The following is a 17,046-nucleotide window of genomic DNA, read 5'->3' as shown; positions in this document are numbered from 1 at the left end:
TCGGAGCGGACCCGGTAATGCCGGGCAGGAGGGGGACATTCAGGGTTCGTCCGGCACCTGGCAAAGACCGCTCTCCAAGCACGGGCAGCTGCGGCATTGCCGCGCGGCCCGGCCGGGTCAGCGGCTTCCGTACCGCATCTCGCGGGGACTCAGCCCGAAGCGCTGCCGGAACGCGGTGCTGAGCGCGCTCGCGGAGGAGAAGCCCGACGCGTACGCCAGATCGTTGATCGTCATGTGCTCGAACTCCGCGCACCGCAGCCGGTCCCGCACCAGCCGTAGCCGCTCCTCCCGGATCAGTTCCCGGGGGGTGGTCCCCACGCGCTGCAGCGCGAGCTGCACCTGCCGCAGCGACCACCCCAGCGCCTGCGCCATCTCCGCGCCGGTCAGCTCCGGATCGGCCGCGTGCCCGCGTACGTAGCGACGCACCATCGCTTCCACCTGGGCCAGATGCCCCGGCGCGTCCGGGCGGTCGTCACCGACCGCGAGCATGCACAGCAGCTCGACGATACGGTCGGACACCGCGTTGAACTGGGGGTCGGTGAGGTCGTCGCGCTCCTCGTACAGGCCGTTCAGCATGGAGCCCACCACGCGGCCCAGGCCCCTCCTCAGATCCAGCCCGGCCGCCAGCGGCGATTTCCGGTTCATTGGGCCGTCCACCTCGTGCGCCGGGATCGTGAAGATGAACGCGTCCGTGGACGCGCTCTGGAGGCACTCGAAGGGTGCGCCGAAGCTGACGAGGGCGCCGGTCCCCGGCGTCAGCCGTGCCTCCTGGTCGTCCTGCCGCAGCACGATGTCTCCGCTGAGCGGAAGCAGGAGGCGGTAGTTCTCGTCCGGGTCCTGCCGCACCTGACGTGTGGTCCGGGTGTACTCGATCTCGTCCGACCAGAACCTGACGAGTTGATAGGCGTCAGTGTGCTGGCGGATCGTCTCCCCGCGGAAGTTGTCTGCGCGCGAATATCTGCAGCCCATCCGGGACTGATACGACGCGATGTGCTCGCGCCAGAGTTCGGCGCGCTCACACGGTGCCACGTCCCCGGTCGACAACGACTCCACGCTGTACATTCCCGCGGGCACCGAAACCCCCTCAGTACTGTGTGAATACTCAACTAGCCTTGCAATAACGGCAGTTACGGGCGCGCAGTATATTACAGCCTCCCGGTCTCCGGTGGATTCCGTGAAACCCACACACATTCCGGGCCACGCGGGCGCTTCGTCTGCTGACAACTTCCTTGCGTGCGTGAGCAAGTGTGGGTGTGCGCGCTGGTCTACCGTCGGCCGCCCCGCCATCTCACGCCTGCCTCGAGGACTCCATGACACAACACATACCGGAGGCGGTCTTCTGGTGCCTGGCCGTCGGCCTGCTCGCCGTCACCGTGCTGCTGGTGCGCCAGCGAGGGATCACCACGATCGTGCGCGAGCGGAACGTCGAGTTGGCGGACGGCCTACGGGCCCGTGACGAGGAGGTACGGCAGCTGGTCTGTGTCCGGCTGCCCGCGCTGGAGGATTCACCGCACCCGTCGACCCCGCAGCCGTCGACCCCGGAGACCGGGCTGCTGCTCGACGCGAGGCTGACCGGCACCGACTTCGCGAAGAGTCTCGAAGACGTCGTAGAACGGTTCTCCAGCGCGGTCGAGCACGCGCAGACCCGGGCCGACCGTTCGGCGAAGGCCGCCCTGAAGACGTCGATGCGCTCGATCCAGGCCCTGGCGAACGAGCAGCAGGTGTCGATTTCCCAGATGCAGGCGCGGCACGACCACCCCGACGTGCTGCGGGACCTGCTGGAGATCGACCACGCGAACGCCCAGTTCGGCCGCCGCGCACAGGCCATCGCCGTGCTGTGCGGGTCCTGGCCCGGACGGCAGCGGGCCGCCTCCGCGCTGACCGAGGTGGTACGTGGCGCGAAGTCACGCATCCGCGACTACCGGAGAGTGCACCTGCACGGACAGGTCGACATCGGCATCGAGAGCCGGGTGGTTGAGCCGGTGGTCCTCACGGTCGCCGAGCTGCTGGACAATGCCGCGCGCCACTCGCAGCCCAACACGACGGTCGAGGTCAGCATCAAGTCTGTGCACAACGGCGCGTGCATCGTGGTCGATGATGCGGGCGTCGGCATGGACGGACAGGTGGAGGAGCGTGCCTCCGTGCTGCTTTCCAGCCGGCAAGCCGTGGATGTCACCCGGCTCGACGACCCTCCGCAGTTCGGTTTCGCCGTCATCGGAGTGCTCGCCGCCCGGTACGGGTTCAGCGTGTCCGTCGACACGCACTCGCCCTACGGAGGTGTACGTGCCGTGGTGTTCCTCCCGGCTTCGCTCCTCACTCACGTTGACGCCGCCGCCGCGCCTGAGCCCTCGTCCGTACCGGAGCCCTCACCCGCACCGCACCGTACGTCCGCGCCTACGCCTGTGCCCGCACCGCTGCCCGCGGAGGCAACCACGGCCGGTGGGCTGCCGAGGCGGCGCCGCCGGTCCCCGAAGCAGCCGACGCCGGAGCGGCCCAAGGCCGTGCGGTCCGAGGCTGTGCAGTCCGCGGACGGCGCCGACCGGTCGGCCGAGGAAACCGCCCACCGTATGGGCGCGTTCGCGCGCGGCACCCGCTCCGGCCGCGCCGCCCAAAACGATGAAGGGAAGACACAAGGATGATCGAGCCCATGACCAACGAGCTGAGCTGGACGCTCGATGAGGTCCTCAAAGTGCCGGAGGCGCGGCACGCGATCCTGCTCTCGGCCGACGGCATGCTCCGGGCCCACTCCGCGGACATCGCCAGGGACGACGCCGAGCGGCTGGCCGCCGGGCTCTCAGGTGTCCAGTCGATCAGCCGCAGCACGGCGGAGTTCTGCGGCGATCAGGACACTCCGTGGCGGCAGACTCTGATCGAGTTCGCGCACGGGTACGTCTTCCTCGTCGCCGCCGGTAAGGGCGCCTATCTCGCGGTCTCCACCACCGAGAACGTGGACATGGAGGCGGTCACGTACCGCATGCACAAACTGGTCGACCGGCTCGGCAGGGAACTGACCAGCCCGGCCCGGCAGGACACCGGCAGCCCGGCATGACTCCCCGCAGGCGCCGCCCCGAAGGAGGGCTGGTGCGGCCGTACGTGGTCACCGACGGACGCGCCTACCCGACCCGCAACACTCTGGATCTGGTCACTCTGCTGATCGGCACCGAGGACCTGCCGCTGACCGGTATGAGTCCTGAGAACGGTCGGCTGATGGAGCTGTGCCGGCCCGGAGCCCTTTCGGTCGCCGAGGTGGCCGGACATCTGTCACTGCCGGTCAGTGTCGTCAAAGTGCTGATCGCCGACCTCATGGACAGCGGCCACATCGTCACCCGCGCGCCCATCCCGTCAGCCCGGCCTTCCGAGGCCCGCATCCTCCAGGAGGTGCTCGATGGCCTCCGCTCCCTCCTCTGAAGACGTCTATCTGCGGCGCAGTGTTCAGACAGCAGTCAAACTCCTGATCGTGGGGCACTTCGCGGTCGGCAAGACCACCTTTGTCGGCAGGCTGTCCGAGATCCGGCCGCTTCACACCGAAGAGGTCATGACGCAGGCCGGGGCCCTCGTCGACGACCTGGCGGGGACCAAGGACAAGACGACCACCACGGTCGCCATGGATTTCGGCCGACTCACCCTCAGCGACCGCCTCGTGCTGTATCTCTTCGGCACCCCCGGACAGCAGCGCTTCACCCGGTTGTGGCAGGACATGACGCAGGGAGCGCTCGGCGCGCTCGTCCTCGCCGACACCCGCCGCCTCAGCCAGTCCTTCGACGTCATGGGGGTTCTGGAGGAGCTCGACCTGCCGTACGCGGTGGCCGTCAACCAGTTCGACGACGCTCCCGCATACGGCATCGCCGAGATCCGCGAAGCCCTCGATCTGCTCCCCGAAACACCCCTCGTACGGTGCGACGCCCGCGACCGGTCCTCGTCCGCCCGGGCGCTGATCACCCTCGTCGAATACCTCCAGTCCCGCAACAGCGCACCACGCCCCCTGGAGCAAGCGTGACCTTCTCCCAACCCACTCCCGAGCACTCCACACACGACTCCGTGCCACCGCCGGGCTGCCCGGCTCACAGCAGCGATCGCCCCGATCACACCGGCGACTGCGGCCCCTCACGCGAGCCGCTGTACGGCCCGGGCTTCGCCGCCGACCCGGCCGCCGTCTACGGGCGGCTGCGCGCGGCCGGACCGACCGCGCCGGTCGAACTGGCTCCCGGCGTCCGGGCCACGCTCGTCACCGGCTACGACGCCGCCCTGTACGTGCTGCGCAGTACGGAGACGTTCTCCAAGGATCCCCGCCGCTGGCGCGATCTGGCGGACGGCACCATCCCCCCGGACACCCCGGTCGCGCCTATGATGGCGTACCGGCCGAACGCCCTGTTCACCGACGGGGAGGAGCACCGCCGGCTGCGCGAGGCGGTCACGGACAGCCTCGGCCGCGTGGAGCCGAACGCACTGCGCGGTTACGTCGAGCAGAGCGCCGACACGCTCATCGACCGGTTTGCATCGGACGGGAAGGCGGATCTGCTCGGCGCATATGCCCAGGTCCTGCCGCTGCTGGTGCTCAACCAGCTGTTCGGCTGCCCGCCCGACTACGGCGACCGACTGGTCGAGGGCATGTCCGGGATCTTCGACGGCGTGGACGCCGAGAAGGCGAACGATCTCCTCACCCGGACCCTGATCGACCTGGCAACCCTGAAGCGCGAGAAGCCGGGGCACGATGTGACGTCCTGGCTCATGGCCCACCACGCGGAGCTCACGAACGAGGAACTCGTCCACACCCTCGTCCTGCTCTTGGGCGGCGGTACCGAGCCCGGGCAGAATCTGATCGCGAACAGCCTGCGGCTTCTGCTCTCCGACGACCGGTTCGCGGGCAGTCTGTCGGGCGGCAGCCTGCCTGTGGAGGACGCCCTCGACGAGGTGCTCTGGACCGACCCGCCCATGGCCAACTACGCCGTGCACTTCCCCGTCCACGACGTCACGTACCAAGGGACGCTGCTGCGCAAGGGCGAGCCCCTCGTCATCAGCCTTGCCGCCGCGAACACCGACCCTGCCCTGACGGCCGATCAACGTACGGGCAACCGGGCCCATCTGGCCTGGAGCGCCGGTCCGCACGCCTGCCCGGCGCAGGGCCCGGCCCGGCTGATCGCGGCGGTGGCCGTCGAGAAGCTCCTCGACCGCCTCCCCGATGTGGAGCTGGCCGTGCCCGTCGAGGAACTGACCTGGCGCCCCGGCCCCTTCCACCGCGCGCTAGCCGCCCTCCCGGTACGTTTTCCGCCCGCCGGCGGCTCCGGCCCCGAGGGGCCTGCCGTGCCTGCCGGGAGCCCGGAGCGGACTCCAACTCCATCGGCAGCTCCCGCAACTTCGGCGACTCCGGCGCCCAAAGGCCCGCAGCGCGTGTGGTCCTCGCTGCGGGCCTGGTGGCGGGGGGAGTGATCGAACGGGAATGATCGGAGGCGACTGACTCAGGAGAGGCGTACGGGCAGGGCGCGATGTCCGTTGGAAATGAAGGAGTCCACAGGCCGCAACTCCTCCTGCGGCACGGCAAGGGCGAGGCCGGGGAACCGCTCGAAGAGCGCCGGCAGCGCGATACGGGCCTCCATGCGGCCCAGCGGAGCGCCGAGGCAGTGGTGCACGCCGTAGCCGAAGGCCAGGTGCTCCTTGTCGAGCCGGGTGACGTCGAAACGGCCGGCGTCCTCCCCGTACTTCCCGGGATCGCGCCCGGCGGCGGCGTACGCGGCCAGGATCGCCTCACCCTTGCCGATCACCACCCCGTCGGGACCGCCCAGTTCACTCAACTCCAGGTCCTCCACGGCGTACCGCAGCGGCAGGCTGGCGACCGGGGCCTGCACCCGCAGGGTCTCCTCGATAACGTCGTCCCACTTGGCACGGCCCTCGCGGACGTGCGCGAGCTGTTCCGGGTGGGTGAGCAGGGCGTGGATGGCGTTGTCGATGAGGTTGACCGTGGTCTCGTGGCCGGCGCTGATCATCAGCACGAGCGTGTCGAGCAGTTCCTGAGCGCTCAGTCGGGTGTCGCCCTCGTCGTCGCGCGCCGCGATGAGTCCGGAGGTCAGGTCGTCAGCGGGCAACTCCCGCTTGAGGATGACGAGTTCTCCCATGGCCGCGTAGAGCCTGGCGTAGTTGTCGGTGACCTCTTCCGGCGTGGCGGAGGTGTGGAAGACGCCGTCCACGGCGGCGCGCAGCTCGGAGCCCTTCTCCTCGGGCAGCCCGAACAGCTCACTGATCACCTGGATCGGCAGCGGATAGCAGAACTCCTCGCGCAGATCGACGGGTTCACCCTTCGGTAAGGCCTCGGCGATCCGGTCGAGCAGCCCCTTGGTGATCTCCTCGATACGAGGCTGCAGCGCGGCGCTCCGACGCGCGGTGAACGCCTTGGAAACGAGAGTACGCAGCCGTTTGTGCTCACCGCCGTACGCCGTGAACATGTTCTGCACCGCGACCCAGGTGAACAGCGGCCACTCCGGGGAGATCTCCCCGTTGATCCACACGGGCCAGTGACGCCGCGGGTCCTTGGACACGCGAGGGTCGGTGAGCAGCCTCTTGAGGAGCTCGGTGCTGCTGACCGCCCATGCTTCGACGCCGTCGGGGAGCTCGACGCGCGTCACCGGTCCCTTCTCGCGTATGCGGTCGGCTTCTCCGTGGATGTCGCTGCCGGTGGGGTCTATCACTAAGCGGGACTGGTCCCCCATCAGAGGCCTCCATGATGCTCGAACTCCAATACGACACATCACGCTAAGCCGTCGTAGGGCTTCGGAGTGAGACCACACCGCACACGCTGCGTGCGGGGGGAACTTCCCTACGCGTACGCATAAGTGGCGGCCCCCATCGCGTCCTACGGTCACTGCATCTGATGGGAGAGCCGGTGAGAGCGCCATGACAATCAGCAGAGCCCAGCAGTGGGTGCAGCCGTACGGCGTGGAGGTACGGACCCTGCCCGCCGGGCGATGGTGGGACGCCGTACGCGTGCCGGTCAGCCTCGGAGTCCGCGCCCTCGAGCACCTCGGACACGATACGGGGGCTGTGATCAAGGACGGGTACGGCAGCGTCCTCTACTGGCTGATCCGGCCGACTGCCGCCGACCACTGGCGGTTGCCGCAGGTCCAGGTGCTCGGGCCTGGTTGTCACGTGGCGGTTCCGGCCCAGCACCGTACATATGGGCCGGGGCTCTATTGGCGCGTCCCGCTGACCCGCCAGCGGTATCGGACAGGCCCGGAGCCACTGCACTTCGCGCTCCGGGCGGCGCTGGCCGACGCCTCCGGACCGCGTCACCTGGCACGCGTCTGCTGTCGCTGCGAGCGCAGCACCGAGGCACCGGTCCTCGTGCGCGTCATCGAGCCCCGCCCCAATACCGCCAGGGCGGTGTACGCCTGCCCCGACTGCGTGCCTCACTGCCCGGTAGGACCAGGCCAGTTGGAGTAGTACATTCCGCGAGATGAGACGTCCTGTGCGAGACAGCGACGCCACGTTCGCCGACGTACAGGCCCAGCCCGACAACGAGACGGACGCAGCAGGCTCCGCACCCTCCTCCCGTCCCGCGCTGGGCGCCCCACGCATCCGCAGTGATGACCGTTGGTCATCAATGCCCGCCGGCCCGCGGGCACTGACGCCGGCCGCCAGCGATCCTCCGGGGGCACACTGGAGACAGGGCCCCGTAAGCCGTGAACCAAGCTGTGAGGTGGCCGATGAGCACTCTCGAAGAACAGATCGACATCGGTGTTCCGATGGATGTGACCTGGGACTGCCTCCACCGCGTGGAGACCTGTCCGCAATTCCTGGAAGGAGTACGCGAGGCTCGTTCGGGGGCGGGCACCGGGCGCACCTGGACGTCGACGCGGGCGGCCGGGCTCAGGAGTCCGAAGCCGAGGTCACCGACCATGGCAGACTCGGCCGACTCGCCGGGCCCAGCTACCCCCTGCTTCTGTCGTCCCGCTGCGACGGGACGACGGTGCGGGTCTCACACCCGCACGCGGATCATCAGCGCCTCGTGGCGCACGGTCTTTCACCTCCACTCGGTTGTGTAGCGCCTCGTGGCGCACGTGTTCAAGATCGAATTTGCGCAGGAATGCCTGCCAGAGCCGGTCCACATCCACGGCGGTGGCGCCGGTGACTGACCACCACAGCCACACTGGCCTGGGACTGCGGTCACCACGCAGGTGGTCGACCTGAAGACGGATGACCGTGCCTTCGATGACCGGCAGCTGTCCTTCGGGGTAGTGGCCCACGCCGAGCGCCGGACCAGCAGCGGGTGCAGACTGTCCCAGGCAGTGGCGACGGCCTTCCCGTAGTGGGTGGTGTCGGTCACCGTGGTGACGGACGGGACAGGCTGGGTGGCCGGATCCTCGAACCTGAACTCCGCCCCGCGCTTGGGCTTGCGCCCGCGTTTGCCCGCCGGCCGGGGCGGGGGCGGGAAGTACAGGACGCGGTCCGACCGCATCCGGCCCAGCAGCTCGACGGGCAGGTCCGTGAGCAGGAAAGCCAGGCGGGTCACGTCATAGCCGGCATCAACGACGACCCGGACGGGCGGGTCGCCGATCTGCCACTGGCCTGCCACATACAGCCGCTGGAACACTTCCCGGACCTGGGCGGCGGTGACGGTGATCGCGTCGTCCCACGGACACAGCCGGACCACGTCCAGCATGGCAGTCCACGACGTTCGCCCCGGCTCCAGGGCAGCGACGAAGGAACAGGGCCACCCGGAGATCATCTGGGCCGAGCCCCTGCCCCGACCGTATATGTGGCAGAACAGTCGGTCCGGGCTGGTATTCGCATCCGGCCGCAGCCAGTTGCTGACAACGACCGCCAGGACCAGCCGCCCCTCTGCCGTCCGGGGAAGCGGCAGTCCTGCCAGCGCCCTGCGCAGCCGAGACAGATCCAGATGCCCGCGGTTCAGTCCGCCGTACAACGCGCCATGCCCGCGGCGGTGCTCAGGCGCCAGGGACAGCTCGACCAACGTCTTCACCGGACCGTCCGCACACAGCAAGGCGTCACTCAGCTCGAACAACGCGTCGGGCCGCTGGGTCAGGCAGGCATAGAACTCCGTCCGGACGCATGACAGTTCGGCAAACGCATCCCGCGAACTTTCCCGCTGCAGCAGACTCATTGCTACGGCCTTCGTACTGGTCAAGTGCCTCTGTGACGGAGCACAGGATCAGGCGAAGGCCGCTCTCACGTCAGGCACTCAGCCGAAAACGTCAGCAAGTTCGAGGCCATGTTCGACCACAGACGATAAACGCCAAGCTCAGGGGGCCTCCCGCCGATCAAGGGCGGACAGGCTGGGCCGGACGTCGCGGACCGGACAGCACATCGGCGAGAGGCCCTCGGGGGCTTTCGGCACGGTAGTCGACGGGCGTCGGCATCGCCTTCCGCGGAACCCGCCTGCGCCCAGGGCTCGCGAACCTCCGCGCCGGGTGCCGGTGCCCATCGGGCCGGCGCTCATGCTGGGCAACTGCACATGGCCGGATCGCGGCGGTGTCCGCGAAGCTGACCACCACGAGCGACCCGGCGCCGTCGCCGGCAGGGGACGCGGTGAGCTCCCCCGACTCCGCATTCACTGCGCGCACCCGTGCCCGCGGGAAGGACTGTCATGCACCTTGACTCCGAAGCGCTCCACGCGGCTGTGACCCGCAGAGCGATCCGACGACTGCTGCCGGTACTCGGCCTGGCCTATTTCATGTCGTACGTGGACCGCACGAACGTGGCGCTGGCGAAGACCCAGCTGGAGGCCGACATCGGCATCTCCGCGGCCGCGTACGGGCTCGGGGCCGGAGTGTTCTTCATCAGCTACGCGCTTCTCGAGGTTCCCAGCAACCTCATGCTGTACCGCATCGGAGCCCGGGCCTGGATCGCGCGTATCGCTGTGACCTGGGGACTCGTCTCCGCAGCGATGATGTTCGTCCAGGGTGAGCTGTCGTTCTACCTCCTTCGCTTCGCTCTCGGGGCAGCGGAGGCCGGGCTGTACCCGGCCCTGATGTACACCGTCACGCTCTGGTTCTCACAGCGGCACCGTGTGAAGGTGGTCGGCCTCATCTACACCGCGCCTGCCCTGGCCATCATTCTGGGCGCCCCGGCGGGCGGCGCGCTGATGAGCCTGGACGGCGCCGCCGGGCTGCACGGCTGGCAGTGGATGTTCCTCGTCGAGGGTCTGGTGACGGTCGCGGTCGGTGTCGTCGTCTGGTTCGCGCTGCCCAGCCGCCCGCAGGACGCCCGTTGGCTGTCCCCGGACGAGGCCGCCCTGCTGTCCGAGCGTGCGGCCGGCGCACCGTCTCCGCACCGCCTGCGGGGCAATCTGAAACTGGCCTTCGGCCGCCCGGTCGTGCTGATGCTCGCGGCGGTGTACTTCGTGAACCAGCTCGTGGCGTCCGCCGTCGGATTCAACCTGCCGTCGATCGTGGAAGGGCTCGGAGTCGAGGGGGCGACGAACATCGGCCTGGTCACCGGCAGTATCGGCCTGGCCGTCCTCGCTGGCGTGCTCTTCTTCCCCTGGCTGCACGGACGGATCGGCAACGACACCGGGCTGATCGTCCTGTGCGCCGTCGCCAGCACCGCCGCGATGGCCGGATTCCTGACCACGGACGCGGTCGCGGCACAGTTCACGCTGCTGTTCGTCGCCAACTTCTTCCTCATGGGCACGCTCCCCATGTTCTGGTCGGTGGCCATGTCGCGGATGTCGGGTCTGATGGCTGCCGTCGGGCTGGCGTTCATCAACACGATCGGACTCCTGGGAGGCTTCTTCGGCCCCTTCGCCTTCGGCATGATCGAGGACCGCACCGACGGCTACCGGGCCCCCTTCGTCTTCGTCGTGATGGCCGGAATCGTGGGAGCCGCCCTCGCCATGGCCCTCAAGCGGCTGGTGCGCCAAGAGGACCGCACGCGTCCGAGGACGGTCGTCCCGGTCGGGAAGTGACCTGCCTCCAGCCGCACCTCGCGGGCCCGCGGGAATCGTGGTCGACAACCACGTTCCCCGCGGGCCGCACGCGTGCCTATCCTGCGCTCATGAACGACGAGCCGGCCCTGCGCCGGGATCTGGCCTTGACGCTGCTCGGCGACGTCGACGGGCTCATAGAGCGCCTCGCTGCCGACATCTGCGCGCACAGCTCCCGTTACGCCAGCGGAACCCCGGTCTCCCACGAGGACCTCCAGCGGACCCTGCGCGGCAACATGGAGATCGCCCTGCGCGAGTTCGGCCAGATACCTGACGGCAGGCGCCGCTTCGAGACGGTGGCCGCCGCGAACGGGAGGCTCCGCGCGGAGCAGGACATGCCGCTCGCCACCGTGCTGCAGGCCTACCGCCGCGGGGGGCGGGTGCTGTGGCAGGCGATGGCCGACTGGATGCGTGACCGGTCGCCCGCCCAGCAGCGCCTCGTCGGAGACATGGCCGGTGCCGTCTGGGAGACCATCGACCGGTTCTCGTCCGCGATGGCGGACGCCTACCGCCTGCGCACGCTGGAACTCCAGCACCGCGAGGCCTCCCGCCGCAGCGCCCTCTTCGAGGCGCTCCTGGACGGCCGCGCGGGCGATGCCGCGGTGGCCGGTGCGGCCGCCACGGCCCTGGGTGTGCCCCGGCAGGACCGCTACGCGGTGGTCGTCATCGCCCAGGACACCCACGACGCGGCGTCGCCCCCCGACCCGGCGCCGGCTCTGGAGACCTGGGGCATGTGGTCGTACTGGCGGCCGCGCGCGGACACCGTCGCGGGACTCGTACGGCTCAGGGCGGCCGAACCGGCGGAACTGGCAGACGCACTGCGCGGCCAGCGCGTCGGCAGGGCCGGCATCTCACCGCCCTTCGGGGAACTCGCCGCGGCGGCCCAGGGACTGCGCCTCGCGCAGCGTGCGCTGGAGACGCTGCCGCCCCGTAGCGGGGCGGTCGCCTCGCTGGACGACCGACTGGTGCACGCGGCGCTCGGTGCCGAGCCGGAGATCGCCGACCGTCTCACGGTGCGCTATCTCGACGGCGTCCTGGAGAGCAGTGCCGAGCGCGACGTGCTGCTCGGGACGCTGCGGGTCTGGCTCGACTCGGGCTGCTCGGCGTCCGGCACCGCGACCCGCATGTTCTGTCACCGCAACACGATCCTCAACCGCATCGGCCGCGTCGCCGAACTGAGCGGCTGGCCCGCCGACTCGGGTGAGGCACGACTCGGATGGGCCCTCGCGCTGCGCGCCCTCGAACTGGACCGCTGACCCGAGGGGCCGCTCGCGGGCGGAGCCGCAGCAGCCCGTGCGCTGGCCCGTGCCGTGGGATCGGCCGTCCGCCGGGACGGCCGCTGACCTCCCGCAAGGCTCCCGCACGGCTCCCGCACGGCGGCCCGTGCCGTTGCCCACCGCGCCGACCACGGTGTTGGGCGTCTGCACATGGTCGCCGTCCGGCGCCCTGGCCGAAGCTGAGGCGATCGGGCAGACCGTTCGTACGCGCAAGGGAGCCACTGTGCAGTTGAGCGTCGCCACCATCCTGCAGGAATCCGCCGTCCGCCATCCCGACCGGATCGCGGTCGTCGACGGGGACGTCCGCATCACCTACCGCGACCTGTGGCAGGACGCCCTGCGGCTCGCCGCCCGGCTGAGGGCCGAGGGTGTGAGGACCGGGGACCGGGTCGCTCTCCTGCTGCCCAACTCCGCCGACTTCCCGCGCGCGTACTACGCCGTACTCGCCGCCGGGGCCACGGTGGTGCCCGTACACGCTCTGCTGGTCGCCGCAGAGGTCGCGTACGTGCTGCGGCACAGCGGCTGCCGCGCCGTGGTCACCGCCGACCCGCTCACCTCGGTCGCGGAGGCCGCCGCCGACCACGCCGGGGTGCGCGTCCTGTCCGTCGACTGCGACGGCCAGGCTCTGGACGCCGCAGAACCGCGCGACCCGGACGACACCGCGGTCATCCTCTACACCAGCGGTACCACCGGCAGCCCCAAGGGAGCGCTGCTCACCCACGCGAACCTGGTGCTCAACGCCACCGTGTGCGCCCAGGACCTGTTCGCCCTCACACCTGACGACATCGTCCTCGGCTGTCTGCCGCTGTTCCACAGTTTCGGCCAGTCCTGCGCGATGAACGCCGCCCTGCGCGCGGGCGCGACCCTGGTCCTGGCCGCCCGCTTCACCGGACCCGGCGCCCTCGCACTGATGGCGCGCGAAGCCGTGACGGTGTTCATGGGGGTGCCGACGATGTACCACGCACTCGCCGAGGCGTCCGTGCCGGGCGGGCCTCGACCGGTCGGCCTGCGCCTGGCGGTCTCCGGCGGCGCCGCCCTCCCGGTCGCGCTCCTCGAACGCTTCGAGGCCGCCTTCGACGCCGTGATCCTGGAGGGCTACGGGCTCACCGAGACCTCCCCCGCGGCGACGTTCAACCGGCCCGCCGGGCGGAAGCCAGGGACGGTGGGCCGCCCGATCCGGGGCGTCGAGGCCGCCGTCGCCGACGCGCGGATCGAGGACCGCGTCGTCGCCCTGGCTGACGGCGAGATCGGCGAGGTCGTCCTGCGCGGCCACAACGTCTTCGCCGGCTATCTCGACGACCCGGCGGCCACCGCAGCCGTCCTCGTCGACGGCTGGTTCCGTACCGGCGACCTCGGTGTCAAGGACCCGGACGGATTCCTGACCATCGTCGACCGCAAGAAGGACTTGATCATTCGCGGCGGTTTCAACGTCTACCCGCGCGACGTCGAGGAGACGCTGGCCCGCCATCCCGGCATCGCGCAGGTCAGCGTGGTCGGCTTGCCCGACGAGGCCATGGGCGAGGAGATCTGTGCCGCCGTGGTGCCGCACCCCGGGGCACAGCTCCGGCCGGACGACCTCGTCGCCTGGGCCCGGGAACGGCTCGGCCGGCACAAGTCCCCCCGGATCGTGCGCGTCGTCGGCTCTCTGCCGCTCGGCCCCAGTGGCAAAGTCCTCAAGCGGGAACTCCGGGAGACGTGCGCATGACCCTCTTCGACACCCTGTCCGGCACGGTCCGGGCCCCCGGCGCCCGCCCCCTCCTGGGAGGGCGCACGGAATGCGACCACCTTCGGGCCCACCGCTCCCAAGAACCCGTACGCCGCCCCGCTGGACGTGCTCCTGCCCGACCCCGACCTCCCCGGTGACGCCTGCCTCAACCTCAACGTCTGGACTCCCGCCCCCGACGGGCAGCGCAGGGCGGTCATGGTGTGGATACATGGCGGATCGCTGCGCAACGGCTCCTCCGCCGTTCCTGTCTACGACGGGCGGGCCTTCGCCCGCGAGGGGGTGGTACTGGTCTCGCTCAACTACCGTCTCGGCATCGAGGGCTTCGGAGTCTTCCCCGACGCTCCCGCCAATATCGGACTGCGCGACCAGCTCGCCGCTCTGGCCTGGGTGCGCGACAACATCCACGCCTTCGGCGGCGACCCGGGCAACGTCACCGCCTTCGGCGAGTCGGCAGGCGCCATCAGCATCGCCGCCCTGATGACGAGCCCCCTCGCCGCCGGGCTGTTCCACCGGGCCGTCCTGCAGAGCGGAGCCCCCGAGGCCCTGCCGCTCACCCGCGCCGCGCGCACCACCACCGCCGTGGCGAAGCACCTCGGCGTCGACGCCACCGCCGCGGCCTTCGCCCGTGTCGACCCCGCGCGACTGCTCGCCGCCCAGGGCACCGTCACCTCCGGCGGCACCCCCCTGACCGGCAGCCACGGCTTCCACCCGGTGATCGACGGCGACGTCCTGCCCGTGGCGCCCGCCGCCGCGATGGCGGCGGGCGCCACGGACGGCATCGACGTACTGCTGGGCAGCAACACCGACGAGTACCGGCTGTGGTTCGTGCCCAGCGGCCTCGTCGACCGGATCGGCCCCGTTACCCTGCGGGCGGCCGTCCTCAAGAACCGTGCCCCCTGGCGGGCCCCACGCGTCTACCGGGCTTCCCGTCCAGGCGCCTCACCCGGCGAGATCCTCGGTGCCATGGCCACCGACAGACTGCTGCGGGCCCCACTCCACCGCCTCGCCGACGCCCGGACCGGCCGGCCGGGCAGGACGTATGTCTACGAGTTCGCGTGGCCCTCACCGGTGCGGCGGCTCGGAGCCTGCCACGCCCTGGAACTCGGGTTCGTCTTCGACACGCTCGACACCGCCGACAGCCGGATACTGGCCGGCGACGCCGCGCCGCGCGAGCTCGCCCGGGCGATGCACACCGCCTGGAGGGCCTTCGCCACGCACGGGGACCCCGGCTGGGAACCCTGGAGCGACGCCCGGCCCGTGATGACCTTCGACGCCGACGACACCCGGATCGTCTACGCCCCCCGGGACGAGGAACAGCGCCTCTGGGACTGACGGCCCCGTCCCCCCGCCCGCTCCGGCGCGCCGACGGAGGCCGGTACCCGCACACCCGCTGCCACGCCACACCACCCTCGGCCGTACGGTGTGCGGGGGAGCCGGTCCGTTGCGGACGCCGATGTCGAGGGTGCCGCCCGCGGCGCCGTTGGCGGTGACCCGAACGACCGCGCCCAGGGGCGTGTTTGGCGGCGTTGGGCAGCGCCTCCTGGACGATCCGGTAGCAGGTCCGTCCGACGCCGTCGGGCGGGGTTCCGGTCACGGCGTCGGTGAGCCGGACGTCGAGACCCGAAGCGTGGGCATCGGCCACCAAGTTGGGGACCCGGTCGAGGGAGGGCTGCGGCCGTTCCGGGCGGCCGGGGTCAGCGCGGGAGGACGCCGAGGACCTCCCGCAGCTCTTCCAATGCCTGGTGGGAGCCCTCAGTGATACCGCGGACCAGGACGCGGTTCTCGTCTGCCGAGAGGTCATCGCCGTGGTCGGGCCCCCGGCCTGGATGGCGACCAGTGAGATGCGATGGGCGAGGACGTCGTGCATCTCGCGGGTGATCCGGTTGCGCTCCCGGGGCCGTGCCTGCGCAGCCCGCGCGCGCTCTGCTCCCGCTCCGGCCCGGGACCAGACCAGGAACCGTCGGTGCGCGGTGGACTTCGACATGGTGAAACACGGTGGCCGCCGCCTGAAGCTCGCCACCCGTGCCTCAGGAACCGGGCCCCGAGCCGGAGCCCGCCACGGCCTGATGCAATGTCAGCTCCCCGCGCCACACTGGCCTCCTCGCCAACAAGCAGGGGGCCAGTGTGGCGTTCAGGGCCGTACACGCCGAGTGGGGACCCGTCTTCGCATACCTGCCCGACCTCGGGTGCGGACGCATCTGGGAAGCGGTCTGGAAGACCGGCCGCCCAGCTCGCCCCGATCACCGGCGCCGACATCACTGTCCGCGCCGAGCGGATGCACGCAGACGGCGTCACCTCGATCTGGTTCAGCGACCGGCCCCGCCCGCCCTGGCTCGGCACCGTCCCCTCCGTACCCCTGGAGCGGCCGGACGGCGAGAAGCACCTCACGGTCGCGGAGGGACTGGTGAAGTTCGAGAGCCGCAGCTGGAAGGCAGTGCCAGCCTCCCTGACCCAGTTCCTTAACTGGGCGTTCGCCAGCAGGATCGTCCAGCACACCCCGCGGACCCCGATGCGGTACGGAGCCTGTCGTGTCCGGCGAGCCCGTCGTTGTCTCTGTGACAGGGATATCGAGTCCACGAGGTGGCTTCAGGTGCTCTCACTGTCCGTTTCAGTCTCTTAGCTCGGTCTCAGAAGCCGTTGTCGTACCGATCATGGTGAGCGTGGGTTCGAGTGCGGCGACTCGGGCGGGTGATTTCCGGCTTGCCGGGCATGGAGGCAGGGCCTCCTGCACAGCTCGTGGGTGTCGAAGTCCATGAGCAACAGGAGGCCCTGGTGCCGCAGTCTTCCGTGTCGTTGCCTGCTGCGTCCAACTCGCCCGCCCGGCCGTGTGATTGCCTCGCGCACGTGTACGGCAACGCGACCGATCGCGCCGAGCGTGTGCGACGCTACCCGTCGGACATGACCGACGCGGAGTGGGCGGTGGTCCGCAGCCTGCTACCGGTGCCGGCATGGATGAACGGCAAGGGCGGCCAGCCGGAGGGCTACTGCCACCGGCAGATGATCGACGCAATCCGGTATCTCGTGGACAACGGGCAATGCCGTTGCTTGAGAGGTGCAAGTAGTTCCTCTCCCGGGCACGGTGACTGCCGGGGTGCTGGTTCGTTGACCGG

Annotated in this window: 12 protein-coding genes and 3 pseudogenes; 11 read left to right on the top strand and 4 right to left on the bottom strand. The window is 70.2% G+C overall.

The window, feature by feature from the left end:
- Positions 1–117: 117 nt before the first annotated feature.
- Entirely contained in the window at positions 118–1,062 is a 945-nt protein-coding gene (locus tag ACWV17_RS28240) for an AraC-like ligand-binding domain-containing protein (RefSeq protein ID WP_455361923.1), read from the bottom strand.
- Positions 1,063–1,310: 248 nt separating this feature from the next.
- On the opposite strand from ACWV17_RS28240, the gene ACWV17_RS28235 reads away from it, so the two are divergent.
- The 5 genes from ACWV17_RS28235 to ACWV17_RS28215 are packed head-to-tail and all read left to right on the top strand — an operon-like array spanning position 1,311 to position 5,427.
- Complete coding sequence (locus ACWV17_RS28235; RefSeq protein WP_455361898.1) at positions 1,311–2,639, top strand: ATP-binding protein; 1,329 nt, start codon at positions 1,311–1,313, stop codon at positions 2,637–2,639.
- Positions 2,636–3,049, top strand: coding sequence for a roadblock/LC7 domain-containing protein (locus tag ACWV17_RS28230; RefSeq protein WP_455356683.1), 414 nt, complete (start codon positions 2,636–2,638; stop codon positions 3,047–3,049). The genes ACWV17_RS28235 and ACWV17_RS28230 overlap by 4 nt, the downstream gene beginning before the upstream one ends.
- Positions 3,046–3,408, top strand: coding sequence for a DUF742 domain-containing protein (locus tag ACWV17_RS28225; protein WP_455361897.1), 363 nt, complete (start codon positions 3,046–3,048; stop codon positions 3,406–3,408). Before ACWV17_RS28230 ends, ACWV17_RS28225 begins: the two co-directional genes overlap by 4 nt.
- Positions 3,386–3,997 carry a GTP-binding protein gene (locus tag ACWV17_RS28220; RefSeq protein ID WP_455356681.1) on the top strand — a complete coding sequence of 204 codons (612 nt, stop codon included), beginning with the start codon at positions 3,386–3,388 and terminating at the stop codon, positions 3,995–3,997. Before ACWV17_RS28225 ends, ACWV17_RS28220 begins: the two co-directional genes overlap by 23 nt.
- The gene (locus tag ACWV17_RS28215; RefSeq protein ID WP_455361896.1) at positions 3,994–5,427 is read left to right on the top strand and encodes a cytochrome P450; all 1,434 of its coding nucleotides are present in this window, start codon (positions 3,994–3,996) and stop codon (positions 5,425–5,427) included. The genes ACWV17_RS28220 and ACWV17_RS28215 overlap by 4 nt, the downstream gene beginning before the upstream one ends.
- 29 nt (positions 5,428–5,456) lie before the next feature.
- Here the strand turns inward: ACWV17_RS28215 and ACWV17_RS28210 are convergent, their stop codons facing one another.
- Entirely contained in the window at positions 5,457–6,701 is a 1,245-nt protein-coding gene (locus tag ACWV17_RS28210) for a cytochrome P450 family protein (protein ID WP_455356679.1), read from the bottom strand.
- Positions 6,702–6,885: 184 nt separating this feature from the next.
- On the opposite strand from ACWV17_RS28210, the gene ACWV17_RS28205 reads away from it, so the two are divergent.
- The gene (locus tag ACWV17_RS28205) at positions 6,886–7,431 is read left to right on the top strand and encodes a hypothetical protein (protein ID WP_455356678.1); all 546 of its coding nucleotides are present in this window, start codon (positions 6,886–6,888) and stop codon (positions 7,429–7,431) included.
- Positions 7,432–8,048: 617 nt separating this feature from the next.
- Here the strand turns inward: ACWV17_RS28205 and ACWV17_RS28200 are convergent.
- Positions 8,049–9,112, bottom strand: a pseudogene (locus ACWV17_RS28200) (transposase); the annotation flags it as partial.
- Positions 9,113–9,595: 483 nt separating this feature from the next.
- On the opposite strand from ACWV17_RS28200, the gene ACWV17_RS28195 reads away from it, so the two are divergent.
- From ACWV17_RS28195 to ACWV17_RS28180, 4 genes and pseudogenes are all read left to right on the top strand, one after another.
- Entirely contained in the window at positions 9,596–10,915 is a 1,320-nt protein-coding gene (locus ACWV17_RS28195) for an MFS transporter (RefSeq protein WP_455361895.1), read from the top strand.
- An 89-nt stretch (positions 10,916–11,004) separates the two neighbouring features.
- Positions 11,005–12,189: a PucR family transcriptional regulator gene (locus ACWV17_RS28190; protein WP_455361894.1), complete on the top strand. Its 1,185-nt coding sequence runs from the start codon at positions 11,005–11,007 to the stop codon at positions 12,187–12,189.
- Positions 12,190–12,433: 244 nt separating this feature from the next.
- Positions 12,434–13,915 carry a long-chain-fatty-acid--CoA ligase gene (locus ACWV17_RS28185; protein WP_455361893.1) on the top strand — a complete coding sequence of 494 codons (1,482 nt, stop codon included), beginning with the start codon at positions 12,434–12,436 and terminating at the stop codon, positions 13,913–13,915.
- 36 nt (positions 13,916–13,951) lie between these two features.
- Positions 13,952–15,268 (top strand): annotated as a pseudogene (locus tag ACWV17_RS28180) (carboxylesterase/lipase family protein); the annotation flags it as partial.
- Between the two features lie 3 nt (positions 15,269–15,271).
- On the opposite strand, the pseudogene ACWV17_RS28175 reads toward ACWV17_RS28180, so the two are convergent.
- A pseudogene (locus ACWV17_RS28175) lies at positions 15,272–15,860 on the bottom strand (sensor histidine kinase); the annotation flags it as partial.
- A gap of 920 nt (positions 15,861–16,780) precedes the next feature.
- Here ACWV17_RS28175 and ACWV17_RS28170 point away from each other — a divergent pair.
- Positions 16,781–17,046 (top strand): transposase (locus tag ACWV17_RS28170; protein WP_455361922.1); only part of this gene is annotated, 266 nt, incomplete at its 3' end.

It is taken from the genome of Streptomyces mabaensis (assembly GCF_053763515.1).
The sequence above is the reverse complement of the archived record's forward strand: the minus strand, read 5'-3'. Positions and strand labels throughout refer to the sequence as shown.

Excerpts from the sequence above, each read along its gene's own strand:
- ACWV17_RS28240 (WP_455361923.1), bottom strand. The coding sequence starts at position 1,062 with ATGTACAGCGTGGAGTCGTTGTCGACCGGGGACGTGGCACCGTGTGAG.
- ACWV17_RS28235 (WP_455361898.1), top strand. The coding sequence starts at position 1,311 with ATGACACAACACATACCGGAGGCGGTCTTCTGGTGCCTGGCCGTCGGC.
- ACWV17_RS28230 (WP_455356683.1), top strand. The coding sequence starts at position 2,636 with ATGATCGAGCCCATGACCAACGAGCTGAGCTGGACGCTCGATGAGGTC.
- ACWV17_RS28225 (WP_455361897.1), top strand. The coding sequence starts at position 3,046 with ATGACTCCCCGCAGGCGCCGCCCCGAAGGAGGGCTGGTGCGGCCGTAC.
- ACWV17_RS28220 (WP_455356681.1), top strand. The coding sequence starts at position 3,386 with ATGGCCTCCGCTCCCTCCTCTGAAGACGTCTATCTGCGGCGCAGTGTT.
- ACWV17_RS28210 (WP_455356679.1), bottom strand. The coding sequence starts at position 6,701 with ATGGGGGACCAGTCCCGCTTAGTGATAGACCCCACCGGCAGCGACATC.
- ACWV17_RS28205 (WP_455356678.1), top strand. The coding sequence starts at position 6,886 with ATGACAATCAGCAGAGCCCAGCAGTGGGTGCAGCCGTACGGCGTGGAG.
- ACWV17_RS28195 (WP_455361895.1), top strand. The coding sequence starts at position 9,596 with ATGCACCTTGACTCCGAAGCGCTCCACGCGGCTGTGACCCGCAGAGCG.
- ACWV17_RS28190 (WP_455361894.1), top strand. The coding sequence starts at position 11,005 with ATGAACGACGAGCCGGCCCTGCGCCGGGATCTGGCCTTGACGCTGCTC.